This window comes from Flagellimonas sp. CMM7, assembly GCF_021390195.1.
GTDB lineage: Bacteria > Bacteroidota > Bacteroidia > Flavobacteriales > Flavobacteriaceae > Flagellimonas.
Map to the genome: position 1 here is coordinate 3,750,575 of NZ_CP090003.1, position 21,496 is coordinate 3,772,070.

Consider the following 21,496-nt stretch of genomic DNA (forward strand, 5'->3'; position numbering starts at 1 on the left):
ATTTAAATAAAAATGTATGCCAGGTTTTGAACTTTTTGGGGATAATGAGAAAAAACAGGTGCAGGATGTGCTTGATTCTGGGGTGTTAATGCGCTATGGGTTTGATGGAAATAGGCAAGGATATTGGAAGGCAAAAGAATTGGAGGCTGCATTAGGGGAGAGGATGCAAACAAAGCATGTTCACTTGTTAAGCAGTGGCACAGCAGCGCTAACAGTTGCACTTGCAAGTGCTGGAATAGGAGCGGGGGATGAGGTGATTATGCCAACGTTTACCTTTGTAGCTAGTTTTGAATCTATTTTGGCCATAGGAGCGATCCCAGTTCTTGTGGATGTGGATGATACACTTACCCTAAACCCCAAAATGGTGGAAGAGGCGATTACGGAACGTACCAAAGTTGTTATGCCCGTACACATGTGTGGATCCATGGCAGATTTATATGCCTTACAATCCATGTGCAAAAAATACAATTTGTTATTATTGGAAGATGCATGCCAGGCCATTGGCGGCAGTTACAAAGGGAAGCCCTTGGGTAGCATAGGTGACTTAGGTTGTTTTTCTTTTGACTATGTAAAGACTATTACTTGTGGAGAAGGAGGGGCTTTAATTACCAACAATGAATCGTACTATGAAAATGCGCATAAATATTCTGATCATGGGCACGACCATTTGGGCAGTGATAGGGGAGCGGAGCAACATCCATTTTTAGGATATAATTTTAGAATTTCAGAATTGAATGCCGCGGTGGGTTTAGCCCAAATTTCAAGGTTGAATGAGTTTTTAGAAATTCAAAAACGGAACTATGCCATTTTAAGAGAGGCACTGTCCAATATTCCAGAAGTTACCTTTAGAAGAGTACCGGAAGGTGGAGTAGAAAACTATTCATTCTTGAATTTTTTCTTACCTACCGAAGAAATCACAAGAAAAGTACACCAGGGTTTAGGGACATCTGGAGTGGATGCCTGTTTTTATTGGTATGACAACAATTGGCACTATTACCGAAAATGGGAACATTTGACCAACCTGAAATCCTTGGGGAAACTCCCAAAAGAGGTTGTGGATGCTCTTCCCGATTATTCAAATGCTGATTTTTCAACTTCAGACCATTGGATAGGTAGAACTATTTCTTGCCTAATCAAACTAAGCTGGACGGAAGATGAAGTTCACCAACGAGCAGAAAAAATAGTTGATGTGATTAAAGAGGTTGTTTAGTAATTTACGTAATCAACAATCTCCAAACCATAACCGATCATACCTACCCGTCTTGTCTTTCCTGAATTGGTGAGCAATCTAATTTTTGAGATATTCAAATCGTGTAAAATCTGTGCGCCAATACCAAAATCTTTGGTATCCATATCAATTTTAGGAGCTTTTGTTACTCCATCAGGAGCTTGTATTTTTTTAAATTCTGCCAAGCGACCTAATATATTCATATTTTGGTTCCCTTGATTAATAAAAATCATTGCGCTTTTTTCCTCTCCGTTCAGCGCATCAAACATTTTGTGCAATGCCTCATCAGGGTTATTGGTCAAGGTGCCCAGTATATCATTGTTGACCAAAGTGGAATTTATACGTGTTAAAATAGGTTCGCCACTTTTCCATGTACCCCTTACCAAGGCAATATGTACTTGGTCATTGGTGGTTTGCTTGTAAGCCCGCAAACGAAAATCCCCAAATCGTGTTTTTATATCAAAAGCTTCTTTACGCTCTATAAGACTATCATGTTCCATTCGGTAAGCAATCAAATCTTCGATGGAAACAATCTTAAGGTCAAACTTTTTAGCAACCTTCATGAGTTCTGGCAGGCGTGCCATGCTGCCATCTTCGTTCATGATTTCTACAATAACACCAGCCGGTTTAAGGTCTGCCAATCTTGCAAAATCGATAGCCGCTTCAGTATGTCCAGTTCTTCTAAGAACACCGCCTTCTTTGGCTATTAACGGGAAAATGTGTCCCGGTCTTGCCAACTCATGTGGTTTAGTACCTTTTTCCGTTAGCGCTATAACCGTTTTGGCGCGGTCCGAAGCTGAAATCCCAGTAGTAACTCCATTACCACGAAGGTCAACAGAAACTGTAAAAGCTGTTTCCAATGGATCAGAGTTATGGGTAACCATTTTGTGGAGTCCTAATTCTTCACACCTTCCTTCTGTAAGTGGAGTGCAGATGAGGCCTCGCCCATGCTTGGCCATAAAGTTTATGGTCTCCGGAGTAACCATTTCAGCTGCCGCCAAAAAATCCCCTTCATTTTCTCTATTCTCATCATCTACAACGATAATGACCTTGCCCTGTCTAATGTCCTCAATAGCATCCTCAATGGCATTGAGCTCTACTTTCTTTTCTTTGGTAACCATTATTCTTTAGAAGCTTTTTCTTTCTTTTTGAACAGGTTTTTTATACCGTCCACGATATGTCCAAATCCTATTAGGCCTTTATCTGCAGTGGCTCTTCTGGTTAAAGAGATTCCAAGTGGAAGCATGATCAATGTTGGGAGCCATGCCCCTAAAATATTGCTTATGTTTCCCTCCTTGGCATAGTTGCTGGCAAATACCCCAATAAAATAGTAGGTCAAAAATAACATAATAGCAACAACCATGGGTAGTCCCAGTCCACCTTTTCTAATAATGGCTCCAAGAGGCGCTCCCACAAAGAAAAGGATGATACAAGAAAATGCAAGTGCATATTTCTTGTGCAAGGACAATATATGACTGTTATAAAATTTAAACCTTTTCTGTAATTCTTCCTTTTTAGTGACTACCGTAGTAAGAATACTGGTTACGGTAGTTTTTGCATTGTTTACTACTTGTAAATGCTGCCATTCAGGAAGACTGGTCAATAGGTCATCAACTGTTTTGATGGTATCGTTGGCAATCTTTTCTTTTTTTATGGTATCATTTACTGCTGCAGTTATGCGTTGCGCTTTAATAAGGGTGCTATCCTTTGGTTTAGCTTCAGGGAATGCTCCCATACGGTTGACAATGTTTTTTGAAAAGGCTTCAACTTTTTCCACATTGTTCTTGCCTATAGAGTCAATATCTTTGATTAAACGGCTCACGTTCTTCATCTTGTCCGTAGTGATATTTCTGTCTTCCTCTAAATCTTGATTGTTTAGTTCCGAAATATCTATATTGATGGAATATGTTTCAAACTTGGACTTGGCAAACGGATGTTTTTTTCTGTCTTTGCTGCCTTTGGGCTTTAATTCCTCATAATAATGACCGTCTTTTAGAACCAGTTGAATAATATTGGATTCTTCACTACTAATTAATTCGCCCTCTTTAGCCTTTATTACCGTATTGTTTACGCTTTGTTTTGTTTTTTTATGAATAATTACATTATCTAAAAAACGATCCTGTTCCCCATACTTTTTATCCACTTTTATGTTCATTCCCTCACCAGTACCTTCAAAATCACTAAAAATACCCTCTGTTATGGCAGCAGCCGGTTTTACCTTGGCAATGTTCCGCCTAAGGTTGAACATTTTCTGTTCAGATTTTGGAATAACCGTGTTGGCGAAGAAGAAGGTGACCCCACCCAAAAGGATGACATATACAATAAGGCTTCGCATACCTCTTTGTAGTGATATCCCAGAAGCCTTCATGGCAGCAAACTCATAGTTCTCCGCAAAGGTTCCAAACGTAAGGATTGAGGCCAATAATACCGTCAATGGCAATACTTTATCCACCAGTGTTGGGATAAAGTAGAAAATAAATTTACCGATAATGACAATACCCAGACCTTTCCCCGCTAAATCATCTATAAAGAGCCAAATTCCCTGAAAGATGAAAATAACGATCAGGATAAAGAAAGCGCTAAAGAAATTATAGAGAAATCGAGTTAAAATATACTGGTCTAGTATTTTCAATGCCTTAGTTTCTTATGATATAGTAACCTTTGTCTTCGTATTTTTTCGCGTTAAAGGTAAACAGGGTATTTGAAAGTGACTGATTTGTTTTGAAAGAATTAACGGTGATAGATGTTTTGGTACTGTTTTCACCTATCTGTATAAGCTTATAGATATGTTTGGTCTGAACATCTACCCCTAATAAAATAGACTTAATTTCAGTATTTGAATCAATGGGAGTCAATTTCACATACTGAATTTTTCTACCTCCCACATTTTGAAGAATATCCCACTGATAATTATGTCCAGTTCTATAAAACGTAAGCATTTTTGATGGGGTAACCACATTATTGTCTTCGTTTACATCTTCTATAGTTACTTCTTCATTTTCAGGTACAATGGTGTATACTTTTTTTCCATCATTTAATTGCTGCGCACCCAAATAATCAAGCATATATTTATCACCACTAATGGTTACATTCCCATTGGTTTCTTGCTTAAGATTTGCTTCAGTATTTTCTAAAGTAGAATTAAAATCTATGTAGATGTTGTCATAACTCATTGCCTTGGTGTAAACATCGTCCAACAGGGCTTTTGCCTTGGGGGAATTTTGTCCATAAGAACACAGACCAAGAGTCATGATTCCTATAAAAAGAAGTTGTTTTTTAAACATGATTTACTTTTTTTCGTTTTGTAAAAGTTGTTCTAAAGAATAAATGTCTGGGACCAATACTTGCCTTGCTTTACTACCTTCAAAAGGCCCAACGATTCCGGCTGCTTCCAGTTGATCAATAATTCTACCAGCTCTGTTATATCCTAATTTTAGTTTTCGTTGAATAAGAGAGGCGGAACCTTGCTGCGCAGTTACAATGACTTCAGCAGCATCTCGGAACATTGCATCTCTATCCGCAATATCATAATCAATCCCCGTGCCAGATTCTTCGCCAACATATTCCGGAAGCAAATGTGCATCTGGATAGGCACGTTGGGAACCTATATATTCTGTGATTTTACCAACTTCAGGGGTATCCACAAAAGCACATTGCAATCGCGTGACATCATTACCTTGGGTGAACAACATATCTCCCCGACCGATGAGTTGATCGGCACCTTGAGCATCCAAAATTGTTCGGGAATCTATTTTTGAAGTAACCCTAAATGCAATCCTTGCAGGAAAGTTGGCCTTTATGATTCCCGTAATCACGTTTACCGAAGGTCTTTGTGTGGCTATTATTAAATGAATGCCAATCGCCCTTGCCAATTGTGCCAATCTGGCAATAGGGGTTTCTACTTCTTTCCCAGCGGTCATGATCAAGTCTGCAAACTCATCGATCACCAAAACAATATACGGAAGGAACTTATGCCCATCGTTAGGGTTTAATTTTCTTGACTTGAACTTGACATTGTATTCCTTAATGTTTCGGACCATTGCCAATTTGAGCAATTCATATCTGTTGTCCATTTCAATACAAAGTGAATTCAAGGTATTGATTACTTTGGTATTGTCTGTAATGATAGCTTCATCAGAATCTGGAAGTTTTGCCAAGAAATGGCGTTCAATCTTGTTGTAAAGTGTCAGCTCCACTTTTTTAGGATCAACCAAAATGAATTTAACCTCTGCCGGATGCTTTTTGTAAAGCAATGAACTGATAACGGCATTTAATCCAACTGATTTTCCTTGACCCGTGGCACCCGCCATAAGCATGTGCGGCATTTTGGCCAGATCAACTACAAAAGTTTCGTTGCTAATGGTTTTTCCAAAGGCTATGGGAAGCTCCATTTCTGCCTTTTGAAATTTATTCGACGCAATTACCGATCGCATGGATACTATGGTAGCATTCTTGTTGGGAACCTCAATGCCAATAGTTCCTTTTCCAGGAATAGGAGCAATGATTCGTATGCCCAATGCTGCTAGTGAAAGTGCAATATCGTCTTCAAGGTTTTTAATTTTGGATATGCGAACACCAGCTTCGGGGACAATCTCATAAAGGGTAACCGTTGGGCCAATAGTGGCCTTTATTTGCGCAATCCCAATTTTGTAATTTTTAAGGGTGCTTACAATCCTATTCTTATTTTCTTCAAGTTCTTCTTGGTTGATGGTGATACCACCAGAGGCTCCATGGGGCTCTAATAGATCTATTGGAGGGAATTTATAATTTCCAAGTTCCAGTTTTGGGTCAAATTCCCCAAAATCCTTAACCAATTTTTCCGCCTTTATATCTTTCTCCTCTTTTTCTTCGGTTACCTTTTCAACCTTTAAATCTATATCTATTTCCTCCTCCTGCGGAAGGTTAACGTCCAAGCCAGCTTCATTTTCAAGTGGAGGAATGTCTTTTTTGTGTGTATAAGTATCTACAACAATGGGAGCAACAGTGTCCATGTTTAATTCAATACTACTTTCATCAGTTGTCAAAATTTCAGCTTTTGACTTCTCTTTTTTAAGATCGGATTTAAGGTTTTGTCTTTGGGAACGAAAGAAGTTGGCAATTCCTTCTGGTGAGAAGTTAAATAGCCGTACTAGGATAATGGTCAAAACAAATAAAAGGATTAAGAAAACTCCGATTTTTCCGGTATAGTCCTGAAAAAAGTCATTCATTTCGTAACCAATCAGCCCACCTAAAAGAGGTTGTTCAAAAGCAAAAAATCCCAGTGCCACGGAAATCCAAATAACTCCAGTTAATCCCCAAATCCATTTGCTAATGAGTCCCTTGTTGTCTAGTCCAAGAAAAAGATACAATCCCGTTATTGCCAATAACAGAGGAAAAACAAATGATGCCAGGCCAAAACCCTTGTACATGAAAAAGTGACTTATACCGGCACCAAATTTATTTAGCAAATTGCTTGCTTGGGCATTTCTGTCCTTAAACTGAGAAAGCATGCTCTGGTCTTCTTGCCAGGTAAAATAGTAGGACATAAAGGAGAAGAACAAAGCTATACTGAGAACAATCAAAAGACTTCCCAGAATAATTTTATTTTGCTTTGAGAGTTTTAATGAAAAACCTTTTTTGGCGGATGTAGGTTTGGATTTTGTCCTCTTTTTTGCCATTAATCTTTTTAATATGGGGGCTAATTTACAAATTTACGATGCTAAAGACGTCCCTAGACGTCACTTATACCAATTTTGGCACATAAATTAGAAGTCCGACAATGCTTGCTAAAATGGATACAATCATAACAGCTCCGGCCGAAACATCTTTGATAAAACCTATTTTAGGATCTTTTTCTGGTTGAACAAAATCTGATAATTTTTCAACGGCGGTGTTTAGACCCTCTATACCCATGACCATGCCAATGGCAATTAACTGGATCATCCATTCTATGTTGGAAATATTAAAATGGAATCCAGCTCCAGTTACAACCAAAGCAATTACAAACTGAATTTTAATACTGGCCTCAGTACGTAAAAGGAGGAACATGCCCTTCATGGCATACCCTACGCTTTTGATTCTGTTTTTTAAAAATGATTCCTTAGGCATTCATCAGCGCATCTAAAGCAGCTTTGTAGTTTGGTTCATCCGCCGTCTCAGCCACTTGTTCTGTATGTAAGATCTTTCCGTTCGTATCTACAACAACAATACATCTGGAAAAAAGTGTTTCAAATGCGCTATCAGCGAAAGCAACACCGTACTCTTTTCCAAAACTTCCTGTTTTATAATCTGAAAGCATGTCTACATTTTCAATTCCTTCGGCACCACAAAAACGAGCTTGGGCAAAGGGTAGGTCTTTAGAAATGCATAAAACTTTTGTGTTTTCCAGCTTAGCAGCTTCCTCATTAAATTGACGAACTGATTTTGCACAGGTACCGGTATCCACACTTGGAAAAATATTTAATACTAGTTTATGTCCGCTATAATCTGATAGTGAAACCTCAGAAAGGTCAGATTTTGTTAGCTTAAAGCTAGGTGCAGTTGTATTTATTGATGGAAGCTCACCGACCGTATTGGCGGGGGCTCCTCCTAATGTTATTGAAGCCATTTTATAGAAATTTTTGTTGATGTGAAGGTAAAAATATAAACGCTTATTTGCGTGATTATAGCAAAATATTTAATCAGAATTTATAGACTGCCCTATGCATTTTCTGGTGTTACCAGCTGTTTTATTTTAATTCTGAAAGCTGCAAATAACAAGGTCATAAATGGACTTAGCCAATTAAAGATGGCATAGAAAAAGTATTCTGCCACGCCAACGCCCAAAACACCACTATGATATGCGCCACAAGTGTTCCATGGAATTAAAACAGAGGTAACAGTTCCAGAGTCCTCTAATGTTCTACTAAGGTTTTCTGGAGCCAATCCTCTTTCTTTATATGCTTTTGCAAACATTTTCCCGGGCACTACAAGGGCTAAATATTGATCAGATGCCGTTACGTTAAGTGCCAAACAACTTCCAACTGTACTTGCAAAAAGCCCAAAAGTTGTTTTTGCCATACTTAAAAGAGACTTGGTAATACGTTCTAAAGCACCTATACCGTCCATAATACCACCAAAAACCATAGCACAAACAATGAGCCAGATAGTACCTAACATTCCGGACATTCCTCCAGATGAAAACAATTTACTCAAAGCAGCGTCATCTGTGGCAATATTGGTATCCACCGTTATTGCGTTTAAAATACCCTTGTACGCAGATTCAAAATTCAGACTTGTTCCACCACCAATGGTGGTTACTATTTCTGGTTGAAAAATTAACGCAAATACACCTCCCAATAATGTTCCAATTAATAATGCTAGCAGCGGAGGTGCCTTTTTTACAATTAAAAAAATAACGACCAACGGGACTATAAATAGCCATCCATTAATATTGAAGGTGGCGGCTATATTTTTTAAAATGGCATCTGTATCTGCAACTCCAGAAGAATCAATTGTGAATCCTAGAATAATAAAAATCAGAAAAGTGATACTGATGGTTGGTATTGTTGTCCAAGTCATATAGCGGATATGGGAGAACAAATCGCCACCAGCCATTGCAGGTGCCAAATTGGTGGTATCACTCAATGGTGACATTTTATCACCAAAATAAGCTCCTGAAAGTACAGCGCCAGCTGTCATGCCCAAAGAGATACCCAATGCATCCCCAATACCTATAAGTGCAATACCAACTGTAGCTGAAGTTGTCCAGCTGCTTCCTGTGGCAATGGAGATTATTGCACAAATAATAACACAAGCAGCGAGAAAAATGGTGGGGTTAAGTATTTGTAGGCCGTAATAAATCATCGCCGGAATAATACCGCTTACCAGCCAAGTTCCAGATAGTGCACCTACCATTAATAAAATGAGCAACGCTCCAGTAGTGGATTTTACATTTTCCGCTACTTCAGATATCATTTGTTTATAAGATACCTTGTTAAAAAAGCCTACAATAGCTGCAACCGCACCGCCTAATAGCAGAATAAACTGATTGGAGCCACTAAGTGCATCATCCCCAAAAACATATACGTTGTAGGCCAACATGCCCACTAAGGCAAAAACAGGGATAAGGGCTTCCCAGATATTCAGTTCTCTATTTTCAATGATTTTTTCGTCTTCGCGATACTTGGCTTTCTTCTTCTTTTCGGACATTAATTGAAGTTTGGTATAAGGTAATATTACGACTTTGAAGTTTGTTCTCCAAACAGGTACTCTTTACCTTTCTAAACCAAAACAGCTTTTTTTGGTAAGATTTCCAACTCTTCCATACAGGAACGCATTGTTAAATACGTTTTATGAATATCATTGTCCAAACCTATTGAGAAGCGGATAAGCCCTTGGGATAAACCTAGTTCTTCTTGCTCTTCCAAAGGAATTTCTGAAGAGGTAGATGTACCCGGAGCACTAAATAATGTTTTATAAAAACCAAGACTTACCGCCAAGTAACCCAATTTCTCTTTTTGCATTAATTCCATTAGAGCGTTGGCATTTTCTAACGAACCTACGTCCAAAGTCATTAACCCTCCAAAACCGTACTCAGCATTCATTTGATTTTTCATGGTTTCATGACCGGGGTGACTTTCCAAACCGGGATATACTGCCTTTAGGCCGTCCTTTTCAAAAGCTGCTGCTAGGTAATGCGCATTCTCACTGTGCTTTTTGATACGGACATGCAGGGTTCGCATGTTCTTTAATATGGAAGCAGCCCTAAGACTGTCCAATGTACTTCCCAATAACATTCCAGCACCATCGTTTACATCTTTTAAACTAAGGCAGAAATCCGTAGAAGCACAGACAGCACCAGCTACACAATCACTACTTCCATTAATAAATTTGGTAAGGCTGTGAATAACAATTTCAGCTCCAAGTTTGGCCGCGTTGATATTTAATGGTGAAAAGGTATTGTCTACAACCAATGGAATCCCGTGCTTTTTTGCCAATCTAGAAAGCGATTGGATATCCGCTACCTCAAGCAAAGGATTGCTTACTGCTTCACAATAAATCATTTTTGTTTTTGGGGTGATGGACTGCTCAACAATTTCTAAATCTGTAATATCAATGAACGACGTGGAGATGTTGAATTTCTTTAAAAAGTTTTTCAGAAATGCATAAGTACCTCCATAAATGGTTCGGCTACATACAATATGCTTATTGGCATTACACAATTGCATAATCACGGAGCTGATAGCGCCCATGCCACTTGCATATACATTAGCCGATTCTGTTCCTTCCAGTTGTGCTAAGGCCTCCCCAAGATATAGGTTAGAAGGGGAGGAGTGCCTACTGTACAAATAGCAGCCTTCGGTATTGCCCTCAAAAGTATCAAACATTGTTTTTGCTGAAAGGAAGGTATAGGTTGATGAATCTGAAATTGAGGGGTTAACCCCGCCAAACTCACCAAAATATTGTAAGTCCTGAATGTTTTCTGATGCCTTATAGTCCATTTGAATACTTTTTAAGTAAAAATAATATTATTATGAATTAAAATCAATATATATATAAATAATTAGATTTTAAACTTAAAATTTTAATTAATATAGTTTTTTGTTCTATTTTTAATAGCGTAATAAGGTTTTAACCGAAAAATAATCAGAATGGAACTTGATGATAAGGATATACAACTGGTGAAATTGTTGCAAGAAGATTGTAAAAAAACCACAAAAGAGTACGCGGACAGTTTACAGCTATCTAAAACAGCAGTCTATGAACGAATACGAAGACTTGAACGCACAGGGGTCATTACCAATTATGTAGCCCTAATCAACAAAGAAAAAGTACAACGCGACTTTACGGTTTTATGCCATATTAAGTTAATACAACATACCAAGGAAAATGTACTTCGGTTTGAACGTGAAATTTTAAAATTAGAAGAAGTATCAGAATGTTTTCATGTAAGTGGTGACTATGATTACATTTTAAAAGTTAATGTGAAAAACATGAAAAATTATAGAGAGTTTATGGTTACAAAACTAACAGCCATAAGTAATATTGGAAGTACTCAAAGTTCCTTTTCCATTAAAGAAGTAAAGAACAGTACTTCAGTTTATATTTAAGAAAGTTTAACGTAAAACGGTGTTAAATGGACGGTTGCATTGGAATGATATTCCTAATTTCTGTCCAAATCAAGAAACGAACAACAATCAAAAAACATCTTTTTACGAATGAATTCCCGTACGCGAGTTTTCCTCACGGTGCTGGCAACAATCATTGGCGGACTGTCTTTGATGCTTTACACCACAATTACAGAAGACATTTTATTTAACAACTTAAGTTTTTGTACTTCGTCATCACAAGAACTTCTTCTTGGAAGTATGTCGCTATTCACTTCTGCCATTTTAGCTGGGTTTATTTCCACATTGATCGTGGTCAAAGACAATTTTTTACCTCATTGCTTCATCTCACTGTTTATTTTGGGTAAAATGTCCCTTGCAGCCGCTTGCGGCCAATGGCATGGTCCTTTGTGGTTTGAGACCGGGTTGAATCTATCTCTTATTGGTGGTATTTGGTTGGGCAGGTATGGTGCTGTTAAATTTCCTTTAGCTCCTTTTTAGCTAGAGTTAAAGCGTTTTAAGATGTGAAAGCATTTTGCCTCTCAAATTATGGTCTGGCATTTTACCTAGACCTGCACCCATATTATCAATCATATGATGTGGTTTTGAGGTGCCAGGAATCACGCAAGTCACATTTTCATTGGACAGAATGAATTTTAAAAAGTATTGTCCCCAGCTATTAATACCATGTTCTTTGGCCCATTGAGGGAGTTCCTTTCCTCTTACCAATCTAAACAGGGAACCACTTTCGTAGGGCTGATTTATGATTGTTGCGGTATTATATTTTCTAGCCGTTTCAAATAATGAATTCTCCGCATGCCTTGATCGGATGGAGTAATTAAATTGAACAAAATCTGGTCTTTCAGATTTAATAATTTCTTCTAGAACGCCATGGGATGAATCCACATAATGGGTAATACCCCAATAGCGTATCTTTTGTTGTTCTTTCCAATCTTTTAACGTTTTAACATGGGTTTTCCAGTCTGTTAGGTTATGAATCTGAATTAGATCCATTTTTGTTCGCTGCATTTTTTGCATGGATGCTTCCATTTGACGAATTCCCGCTTGTTTACCCGATGTCCAAACCTTGGTAGCATAAAACAGCTTGTTTTTAAAATTTAGCTTACTTGTTAAATCACCCACCACTTTTTCAGAACTGCCATACATGGGTGAAGAATCAATAACGGTACCACCTAAACGGTACATTTCCAGTAGTACCTGACTTAAAATCTCACGTTGTTCAAGAGCATTTCCAACATCAAAAGTTTGCCATGTGCCAAGACCTACAACAGGTAATGTTTCTCCGGTTGATGGTATAATTCTGGATAGGACTTTCTTATCTATATTCAAAGGGTGTGCAAAAGAAGGGAATGAGAACCCAATCCCTGCCAATAAGGACAATTTTAGTGCTTCTCTTCTATTATACATTGTTTTCATATCTTGTTGTTTAAAGTTAATAGATTCTCTTTTTTTAGCTGCTGTTTTCCTAACCGATAACCTATAAAACTCCATAAGAAGGAAATGGGTATGGCAAGGAATGCAATAGCACCCAAACCCCAACCAAGAGCAACCAATCCGGCAAAAAACCAGCCAACCAGCGCATCCCCTCCACGATAGATTGCAGTATCTATAAAGTTTTTGGCTTTGTATTTATCTTCAAAAGAAGAAACAGTAAATAGAATTTCCTTACTAGGGCGCAATAACATAAAATTCCCAGCTCTATGCACTACCATCAACATTGCAATAATGCTTAAAGAAGGATTTAGCCCTAAGACAATTAATCCAACACCCATGATAAAAGGAATGGAAGCCAGTACTATAGAAAGTCCGGACTTTTTTATAATACTTCCGGTAAAAAACAATTGACCAATAATGGCTATTGCATTTACCCTAAAATCAATACTTGAAAAATAACGTATCCGCTCCGTGCTCTTGGTTAGCACTTCTTCCACAATATGCGCTTGTTCAAAATAAAGAACGGTGGAAATGGAGGTATAGAGCAGAACAAAAGCAACAATACCTAAAAGATATGGTGATTTCATTATATTTTGAACTCCTTCAAACAGTCTTTTAACGTTTACAGTATTGGTTTGGATTACTTTGTTAAAATGCTGTTTCTTATCTGATAGTTTCAGAATGCCAAGAATGCATAAAAGTGCAGCTATCAAAAAGAAAGCAGCTACGAGTAGAAGTATGCTTATGGGGAATTTAGAACTTAAATTATTTGCTATAACCGGACCGGTTAGTGCTCCTAAACTTCCTCCGGATGCAATTATTCCAAAAAACCGTTTAGACGATTTACTTGAAAATACATCGGCCATAAAACTCCAGAATAGAGAGACCACAAATAAGTTGAAAACACTTAGCCAGATAAAAAATGAAATAGCAACTACCCTTGAAATACCAAAAACCTCAAAAAACAAATAAAATAACAAGATGTTGCCAATAAAGAAAGAATATGAAAAGAGGAGTACTCTTTTAATTGAATTTCTAGATACCAAGAGACTGAATATGGGGACAATGCACAACATGGTAACAAAAGTCCCGGTAAAGAGCCATTGCATGTTTATGGCACCATTTACTATGCCCATCTCGTCCCGTAAAGGCCTTAAGATAAAATAGCAACATAGTAAACAGAAAAAATACAAAAAAGAATGTGCAATAAGCTTTAACTCTTTGCTGCTTAATTGCTTTAGTGGTTGAAATGCTGGGGTATTGAAATGTTGTCTCATGAAGCCTTAATCCCATTTTATACTATAGCGAATATGGGGGTTAATGTCTGTTCACCCTTTTTGATTGGTGAATATGTCTGATGGATTTATAAAAGGCTAAATAGAAATGTTGTTCTTCTGAAACTGTGTTGGAGTTGAGCCAGTAAATTTTTTAAAGGCGATATTAAAAGAAGACAATGTATTGAATCCGCAATCATAGGCAATGCTTGCAATTTTAGTATTTCTGTAATTTGGGTGTGACAGGCACTTTTTTGCCTCTTCAATCCTGTACCCATTCAAAAAATCAGGAAAGCTTTTTCCAATGGTATTGTTTACAATGTGCGAAACAAGGTAAGCGGGTAATTTTGCGTGCTTTGCAACCTTGTTTAAAGTACAGTTTGAATCTAGATATAGTTTTTCATCTTGCATTAAGGATTGAAGTTGTTTTGCGCTATAAAGAAGTTCTTTCTCCGTGAGCCTAATGTTTTGATGTTTTCTTGAAGTATCATGCTTTAAAAGTGAAGGGTTCTTGAACACTAGAAACGCCATAAAGTAAATAAATGGAAGGTAGGTTACAGGCCCAAGCAAATATGGCGTAAGGCCTAAAATATAGTTAGAGAAATACAAAAATTGCAATAAAGCGGTTCCAAGGACTAAGGTTGTTATCCAGATAACAGAAGTTCTATCTATTGGTGATTTATACTTTTTGGATAAAAACCGGACAGCCAAAAGAGTAACTGCCAAACCACTGTATGTTACTTGATGAAAAAGAAGAAAGGAATAGCCCCCAGAATTCCAAAAACCATTTAGCGAAAGAGTGGTGATGAAAAATAGTAAAATGGAGCTGGGCACAAAATGTAAAAGATTCTGTGATGCCCATTTTTTTGGAAATAGAAAATACAAGGTATAAAGAAACAGGGCTGGCCCAGAAATTGAATGAGCAATAAAACCAAAATCGATAAACCATAAGGGGATGGAATCTAAATAAACCCAAAGAATAGATTTGGTGAGTCTAAGTGTTACGGAGATAAAAAACAGGCAAAGTAAAAGGTTCCTGAAATCTTTTTTTCGTTCTGAGAAACTGTAAAACGCCATTAAAAAACTTTGGGTAGCCCCAACGCCGGCCATAAACACTTCTATTTCTTTGTTTAATCTTGTGGTTCGCATAAACTAAATATAACCAGAATTTGTTCGAATTGATTGGAAATAAGATAACCTTAACAGCCAATGCCAATCGTGATAAAAGTGATGCACAATCAAATCTCAAAAGAACAAAGCCTTTTCAGATAAACATTGTTATTTTTGTAATGGATTATCGAATTAAATAATATCCCTAAGAAATAGAGTATGAATCAATATGATGTGGCCGTTATTGGCTCTGGACCTGGAGGCTATGTAGCGGCAATTCGCTGCGCGCAATTAGGAATGAAAACTGCAATTATTGAAAAGTATAGCACATTGGGTGGTACCTGTCTAAATGTGGGCTGTATCCCTTCAAAAGCACTTTTGGATTCTTCCCATCATTATGAAGATGCCATAAAGCATTTTGAAGAACACGGAATTGACATCCCAGGAGAGGTCAAAGTCAATTTAAAACAGATGATTGCCAGAAAGCAGGGTGTTGTTGATCAAACCACCAAAGGCATCCAGTTTTTGATGGATAAAAACAAAATTGATGTCTATGAGGGAGTTGGTAGCTTTAAAGATGCTACACATATCAATGTAGATAAGACAGATGGGAAGAAAGAAACCATAGAAGCAAAGCATACCATTATTGCGACTGGTTCCAAACCATCTTCACTTCCATTTATTAATATTGACAAGGAACGTATTATAACTTCCACAGAGGCTTTGGAACTCAAAGAGATTCCAAAACATATGATTGTGATTGGTGGAGGTGTTATTGGACTGGAATTGGGGCAAGTATACAAACGTCTAGGTTCAGAAGTTACTGTTGTGGAGTTCATGGACCGAATTATTCCAGGAATGGACGGAGGGCTTTCCAAAGAATTGATGAGAGCAATGAAAAAGCAGAAAGTAAAGTTCAACCTATCACATAAAGTTAAATCTGTAGAGCGAAAAGGAGATGAAGTTGTCATAAAAGCAGATGATAAAAAAGGGCAAGAAGTGACCTTTACAGGAGACTATTGTTTAGTTTCTGTAGGCCGTAGACCTTATACGGATGGATTGAATGCTGAGGCAGCTGGAGTAAAATTGGATGAAAGAGGTAGAGTAGGAGTCAACGAACATTTGCAGACCAATGTTTCCAATATTTATGCCATTGGCGATGTAGTTCGTGGTGCTATGTTAGCGCACAAAGCAGAGGAGGAAGGTTCTATGGTTGCTGAATTGATTGCAGGACAAAAACCTCATATCAACTATAATTTAATCCCGGGTGTTGTTTACACATGGCCAGAAGTTGCTGCCGTTGGTAAAACAGAAGAAGAATTGAAGGAAGCAGGAACTGAATACAAAGTAGGGCAGTTCCCTATGCGAGCCTTAGGACGTGCAAGAGCCAGTATGGATATTGATGGTTTTGTGAAAATACTTGCCGATAAAACTACCGATGAGGTATTGGGAGTTCATATGATTGGTGCCCGTTGCGCAGATTTAATTACAGAAGGTGTTACTGCAATGGAGTTTAGGGCGTCTGCTGAAGATATAGCTCGCATGAGCCATGCGCACCCTACCTATGCGGAAGCTGTTAAAGAAGCGGCCTTGGCTGCTACAGAAGACAGGGCGCTACATATTTAGAAAAAACAATGAGCCCTGACTATCGAAATAGCCAGGGCTCTCCTCCTCATCTTAGCAACCCTACTTTATTAATATCACATCTGGAAACGCGGCCTGGTAACCAAACCAAAAAGCATTATGGGATGGCAAACGTTCAAGTAGCTGTTCATTTGGACCAACCAACTCATTTTCTTTAATTTTCCACTCATTTCCGTTCTTATCCACAATAGTGTTTTGGCCATCATAATGCATAAATGTTTTTCCTTTTGTTTTGTAGACTCTGTGCGCTCCAGTTTTATCTGTAAATATTGTAAAAGGAGTATGGGCAATTTTACTTGAATAAATGGGGTTCTTTTTTAAGAATCTACTACTGATGGCAATATTATCGCTAGTTTCTTCTGGTAGTCGTATGGCTAGAATTTCATCTTTGTTTTTTAATCGACGATCTATTTTAGGAACTGTAAACATTAGATCATCAGTTGAAAAATAATCTTTGTAGGCAACTCCCTCTCTATAAACCCTTTGGTACCCTGTATCCAAGGACAACACTTTGGTTTCCGGATGCCTTTTCTTCCATTCATCCCAGGTAGTGGTAACTACGCTTAGATAATCAAGTTTTATTCCTTTTCCGACCAAGGGGCCTATAACGGGTTCCCCTTCCAGAGTGCTCCAAAGGGATTGCGTGGCATTGTCATACATAAGCTTATTGGAACGGTATAAGAAACCACTGGTGCCCAGTTCATAATTAACACCATTTTGCTCCGTTTTATAAAGGATTACTGTTCCACACAAGGTACAATAAACACCAGCAACGGCAATCCCGCCAACCTTATCAACAAACATTTCATGCCAAGCTAAAATTTGCTTTGGATATGCTCTTGCATCCCCATTCACTTCTATACCAAAGACTGTGGCATTACCATCTAAATAATTGGCCGCTATGGGAGCTATCATTTTAGGATTGCGTAGCGGAGGAATACCGTCCTGAAATACGCCACCCCAGCGCACCTCATCCAATCTAATTAAGGATTGCTTACTTCTATCTAAAAAGTACTTTCTGAATCTAGGATCTATTGATTGATGAAGCTCTGCCTTAAAATGATAATACGCCTCGGAATATGTTGCTTCCTTGTTCCAAAGCCATTGAAACCATTTGTCATAATCGAAACCAAATTGTTTGTTGGTTTTTCTTTGCAACAGTTTAAGTAGCTTATTGGAATGTGCTGTAGATCTTGAGAAGTATAATGATTCCAAGAGCATAATTTCATGACTTTCTTTCCAATTCTCATCAATGAAATTAATCGCTCTAGCTGTAATTTGAGGGTCATTCTCATTTAACAAATCTAAAAAGTACGTGGAAATCTCCTTTTTATTGGTTAAGGGTTCTTTATTGCCGAAAACAGTTGTGTGATCTCCAAAGTAATATATAGAAGAAATTAAAATATAAACAGAGAAAAACACAAAGCTTCTAACCTTAAACGCGGCAAACATAATAGCAGATTTATATTAGGTGTGTCGGTATAAAAACCTATAAATCTTATAATTAACTATTTTTTGTGAAAAATTGAAGAATCAATTAGTTTTTGGCCAAGCCAAAAACTCTATGCAAAAACAGCTTTACCCTAAGAGAGATTTCTTTAAGAACCGGTTTGCTTGTTTTGTAGAGACCAATGCTTTGGTTTTTTGCAAATTCTAAGCTCCAAGAGATGTTGCCCTTGATTTCAGATTCATACTTATTGTACCTCAAAGCTAAAAAAGTACACGTAAACATAAACGCGAATGCTCCTGGAATGACCACGGATGGAATTAAAATGTGGTTAAAAAATCTGTATAGCCCTAATCCGGTGAAGCTTCCATATAAAATTACAAAGTGGATTACATAAATAGAGAGTGTACTTGCACCAACACTCAATATCGTTTTGTTGGTCATGTACTTGCGAAGCAACATAAAAATGGCAAAGACCACAAACACATCTCCTAATCGAATAAATAGATAGTTATTAAAGAAAATATCTGCAAAAAGCTGTATACCAGTTAGCCTGTGAATGTACAAAAAGGCATCTGAAGAAGCGAAAATCAATAAAGATCCTAAAACTAGCGATAAGCTTATAGCAATTTCATATAGATACTTGTGGTCTTTGAATCTGTTGAAAAGGATGGAAATGAATCCTCCCATTGTGGCATAGCCCAACCACGGAATTATTGTAAAGACAGAGCCATTGGCCTTGGTGAAATAATTTGCGATGGCATTTGGTAAAAATGAAAAAGACCATTCCTTAAATAATGGTTCAAACAAGAATAATAAAATGGTAATTCCCGAAAGCAATGTTGGAAAAAGATATTTATTTCTCTTAACAGAAAAAAGATAAACCCCAATGAGTGCCAAAATTGAAAGCCCAATGCAATGCAAGACATCTACCAAATAAAATGAATCATATATTTCTCCATTTAAAATCCCAAAAAGGTTCATTCGTAATAAATAACCGATCAATAGTAATTGGAACCCGCGACGGATGCCTTTTTTTACTCTGGGGTTTTCAAACCCCGTTTGAGGAACCTTTATGAGGAGGTAGGTGAAAATAAAACCAGAAACTGTAAAGAAAACAGGGGCTGTAATACCTCTAAAATAAAGCCAAACACTGAAAACCACGTTTTCTCTATCTCTAAAAACTGGGTCCAAAAGCCCATCTATAAAATGACCTTGTAGCATCATTAAAATAGCCCATGCGCGCATGGCATCAATAAAGAACAATCTGTTGGTCTTGGTATTCATTTACAAACAATTATCCTATATACTTGCTTAACAGCTAGTTTGGATGTTTCGCGAAGCGAAATTAGACAAAATACTCGCATGTATTGTACAATTGGGGTATTTTAGCGAAACAATCAAAGTTTTTCCAATATGGCTGCAATTTTGTCACTGGCAGGTAGCAATTCCTCAATTTCCATTAATTATAAACTAGTAAAGCATACATCTTCTTTAATAGAAGGACATGAGATTAGATTGCTGAATATGGCAAGGTATCCTTTTCCAATGTACAGTGAAGATGAAGAAAAACAAGGGTATTCCAATTCTTTAGTTGAATTGAAAAATGATATTCAGCGTGCTGATGCAATCATACTTTCAGTGAATGAACACAACGGTAATCCTTCTGCCTATTTTAAAAATGTAATTGACTGGTTGTCAAGATTGGAACGTAAGTTTTTATTGGATAAAAAAGTATTGTTGATGTCGACTTCTGGCGGAAAAAGAGGAGGAATAGGGTCTATAGGTGTAATTGAAAGCCTATTACCGAGATTTGGAGCCGAAATTATTTCAACGTTTTCATTACCGTCATTTCATGAGAATTTTAACGCTGATGGAATAATAGACGATAGTTTGAAAATTGAACATCAGAAAGCTTTAAATGCTTTTTTAGAAACGTTAAAGTAAAAACCTATTGCGCAGGCATCGTTCTTTCTCAATTTCCTCTCCTTCAATACTTAAGGAAAATTTATTGGAGTGGTCAAAGGCCTATGACAAGATCGTATGGTTAGATAGCAATGAACATACAGATAAGTACGGTTCTTTTGATGCGATTTTGGCAATTGCCAGACAGACCGATGGGTTCAGTAAAATCATAGAAAGCACCGATGAAGCACATGAATTTATCGGTAAGAAGCAAGATTGGTTGTTTGGTTATCTTTCCTATGATTTGAAAAATGAACTGGAAGATTTGGTTTCCCTAAATTTTGATGGGCTTGATTTTCCTAAAATTCATTTTTTTCAACCTTCTAAAATCATCAGGTTTAAAGGAAACGAAATCAGCTTTTTATATTTAGACGGTTGCGCAGATGAAATTGAAAAGGACTATTCTGAAATAGAAAAGTCGATTCTTTCAGAAAGCAAAAAAGGAGAATCTTCACAAGCTGCGCACATAAAAATGCGTATCCATAAAGATGCCTATTTTGAGAAAGCAAATACCTTTTTACAACATATTCATCGGGGAGATATTTACGAAGCTAATTTTTGTCAGGAGTTTTATGCGGAAAACACAAGTATTAATCCGCTAATCACTTATAAAAAGTTAAATACGATTTCTAGACCACCATTTGCAACGTTTTTAAGGAATGGCGACAATTATTTACTGAGCGCTTCCCCAGAGCGCTATCTTAAAAAAATGGGAGAAACTATTATTTCACAACCTATTAAAGGAACGGCCCAGAGAGGAACAAACAAAATAGAAGACGAACAGTTTAGAACTCTGCTTGAAAATGACGAAAAAGAAAGGGCCGAGAATGTTATGATTACTGATTTAGTGCGTAATGACTTGTCTAAAAGCGCATTAAAAGGTAGTGTGCAAGTGAGAGAATTGTGTAAAGTGCATACATTTAAACAAGTGCACCAAATGATTTCTACGGTTGTTTCTAAAGTGCCAAAAGACAAGAACCCATTTGAACTTATAAAGGAAACTTTTCCAATGGGCAGCATGACAGGGGCTCCCAAGATTTCAGCTATGAAAATAATAGAAGAGTTGGAAGAAACTAAACGAGGCCTCTATAGTGGCGCAGTTGGTTATTTTGACCCAAATGGAAATTTTGATTTTAATGTGGTCATACGAAGTATACTTTACAATGCACACTTAAAATATGTATCCTTTTCTGTGGGAAGCGCCATCACAGCAAAATCAGATCCTGAAAAAGAATACCAAGAATGTTTGCTCAAGGCTAAGGCCATGAGAAGTGTATTGGAACAGAGCTAATGTTTATTGCTAATT

Annotated in this window: 19 protein-coding genes; 6 read left to right on the forward strand and 13 right to left on the reverse strand. The window is 37.5% G+C overall.

What is annotated here, in order from left to right; genetic code table 11:
• The first annotated feature begins 16 nt into the window (after positions 1 to 16).
• A complete protein-coding gene (locus LV704_RS16960; protein WP_163422575.1) occupies positions 17 to 1,210 on the forward strand; it encodes a DegT/DnrJ/EryC1/StrS aminotransferase family protein in 1,194 nt (397 codons plus the stop codon).
• On the opposite strand, the gene ribB is transcribed toward LV704_RS16960, so the two are convergent.
• The 8 genes from ribB to LV704_RS17000 form a co-directional block, all read right to left on the reverse strand.
• Positions 1,207 to 2,349, reverse strand: a complete 1,143-nt coding sequence (ribB, locus tag LV704_RS16965; protein ID WP_163422574.1) for a 3,4-dihydroxy-2-butanone-4-phosphate synthase — start codon at positions 2,347 to 2,349, stop codon at positions 1,207 to 1,209. The genes LV704_RS16960 and ribB overlap by 4 nt on opposite strands.
• Positions 2,349 to 3,860 (reverse strand): LptF/LptG family permease, encoded by a 1,512-nt coding sequence (locus LV704_RS16970; protein ID WP_163422573.1) that lies wholly within the window; start codon positions 3,858 to 3,860, stop codon positions 2,349 to 2,351. Before LV704_RS16970 ends, ribB begins: the two co-directional genes overlap by 1 nt.
• A 4-nt stretch (positions 3,861 to 3,864) precedes the next feature.
• A complete protein-coding gene (locus LV704_RS16975; protein WP_163422572.1) occupies positions 3,865 to 4,512 on the reverse strand; it encodes an outer membrane lipoprotein carrier protein LolA in 648 nt (215 codons plus the stop codon).
• Between the two features lie 3 nt (positions 4,513 to 4,515).
• Entirely contained in the window at positions 4,516 to 6,885 is a 2,370-nt protein-coding gene (locus tag LV704_RS16980) for a DNA translocase FtsK (protein ID WP_163422571.1), read from the reverse strand.
• Between the two features lie 64 nt (positions 6,886 to 6,949).
• Positions 6,950 to 7,315: a diacylglycerol kinase family protein gene (locus tag LV704_RS16985; RefSeq protein ID WP_163422570.1), complete on the reverse strand. Its 366-nt coding sequence runs from the start codon at positions 7,313 to 7,315 to the stop codon at positions 6,950 to 6,952.
• Complete coding sequence (gene tpx, locus LV704_RS16990) at positions 7,308 to 7,814, reverse strand: thiol peroxidase (RefSeq protein WP_163422569.1); 507 nt, start codon at positions 7,812 to 7,814, stop codon at positions 7,308 to 7,310. Before tpx ends, LV704_RS16985 begins: the two co-directional genes overlap by 8 nt.
• Positions 7,815 to 7,906: 92 nt before the next feature.
• On the reverse strand, positions 7,907 to 9,397 hold the full coding sequence (gene nhaC, locus LV704_RS16995; protein ID WP_163422568.1) for a Na+/H+ antiporter NhaC: 1,491 nt from the start codon (positions 9,395 to 9,397) through the stop codon (positions 7,907 to 7,909).
• 71 nt (positions 9,398 to 9,468) lie between these two features.
• Positions 9,469 to 10,689 carry an aminotransferase class I/II-fold pyridoxal phosphate-dependent enzyme gene (locus LV704_RS17000; protein ID WP_163422567.1) on the reverse strand — a complete coding sequence of 407 codons (1,221 nt, stop codon included), beginning with the start codon at positions 10,687 to 10,689 and terminating at the stop codon, positions 9,469 to 9,471.
• A gap of 150 nt (positions 10,690 to 10,839) precedes the next feature.
• Here LV704_RS17000 and LV704_RS17005 point away from each other — a divergent pair, with 150 nt between their 5' ends.
• Both LV704_RS17005 and LV704_RS17010 read left to right on the forward strand, forming a co-directional pair.
• A complete protein-coding gene (locus LV704_RS17005; protein ID WP_163422566.1) occupies positions 10,840 to 11,298 on the forward strand; it encodes an Lrp/AsnC family transcriptional regulator in 459 nt (152 codons plus the stop codon).
• 108 nt (positions 11,299 to 11,406) lie between these two features.
• Positions 11,407 to 11,796, forward strand: a complete 390-nt coding sequence (locus tag LV704_RS17010; RefSeq protein ID WP_163422565.1) for a hypothetical protein — start codon at positions 11,407 to 11,409, stop codon at positions 11,794 to 11,796.
• Positions 11,797 to 11,802: 6 nt separating this feature from the next.
• On the opposite strand, the gene LV704_RS17015 is transcribed toward LV704_RS17010, so the two are convergent.
• From LV704_RS17015 to LV704_RS17025, 3 genes are all read right to left on the reverse strand, one after another.
• A complete protein-coding gene (locus LV704_RS17015; RefSeq protein ID WP_163422564.1) occupies positions 11,803 to 12,732 on the reverse strand; it encodes an aldo/keto reductase in 930 nt (309 codons plus the stop codon).
• Positions 12,729 to 13,886, reverse strand: coding sequence for an NTP/NDP exchange transporter (locus LV704_RS17020; RefSeq protein WP_163422563.1), 1,158 nt, complete (start codon positions 13,884 to 13,886; stop codon positions 12,729 to 12,731). The genes LV704_RS17015 and LV704_RS17020 overlap by 4 nt, the downstream gene beginning before the upstream one ends.
• A 237-nt stretch (positions 13,887 to 14,123) precedes the next feature.
• Positions 14,124 to 15,173, reverse strand: a complete 1,050-nt coding sequence (locus LV704_RS17025; protein ID WP_163422562.1) for an AraC family transcriptional regulator — start codon at positions 15,171 to 15,173, stop codon at positions 14,124 to 14,126.
• 180 nt (positions 15,174 to 15,353) lie between these two features.
• Between LV704_RS17025 and lpdA the strand changes: the two genes are divergently transcribed.
• Positions 15,354 to 16,760, forward strand: coding sequence for a dihydrolipoyl dehydrogenase (lpdA, locus tag LV704_RS17030; RefSeq protein ID WP_163422561.1), 1,407 nt, complete (start codon positions 15,354 to 15,356; stop codon positions 16,758 to 16,760).
• A 60-nt stretch (positions 16,761 to 16,820) separates the two neighbouring features.
• Here lpdA and LV704_RS17035 read toward each other — a convergent pair whose 3' ends face one another.
• The gene (locus tag LV704_RS17035; RefSeq protein WP_163422560.1) at positions 16,821 to 18,230 is read right to left on the reverse strand and encodes a DUF3179 domain-containing protein; all 1,410 of its coding nucleotides are present in this window, start codon (positions 18,228 to 18,230) and stop codon (positions 16,821 to 16,823) included.
• Positions 18,231 to 18,315: 85 nt separating this feature from the next.
• The gene (locus tag LV704_RS17040; RefSeq protein WP_163422559.1) at positions 18,316 to 19,512 is read right to left on the reverse strand and encodes an acyltransferase family protein; all 1,197 of its coding nucleotides are present in this window, start codon (positions 19,510 to 19,512) and stop codon (positions 18,316 to 18,318) included.
• A gap of 129 nt (positions 19,513 to 19,641) precedes the next feature.
• Between LV704_RS17040 and LV704_RS17045 the strand changes: the two genes are divergently transcribed.
• Positions 19,642 to 20,172 (forward strand): NADPH-dependent FMN reductase, encoded by a 531-nt coding sequence (locus LV704_RS17045; protein ID WP_163422558.1) that lies wholly within the window; start codon positions 19,642 to 19,644, stop codon positions 20,170 to 20,172.
• Between the two features lie 7 nt (positions 20,173 to 20,179).
• Positions 20,180 to 21,481, forward strand: coding sequence for an anthranilate synthase component I family protein (locus LV704_RS17050; protein WP_163422557.1), 1,302 nt, complete (start codon positions 20,180 to 20,182; stop codon positions 21,479 to 21,481).
• Positions 21,482 to 21,496 lie beyond the last annotated feature (15 nt).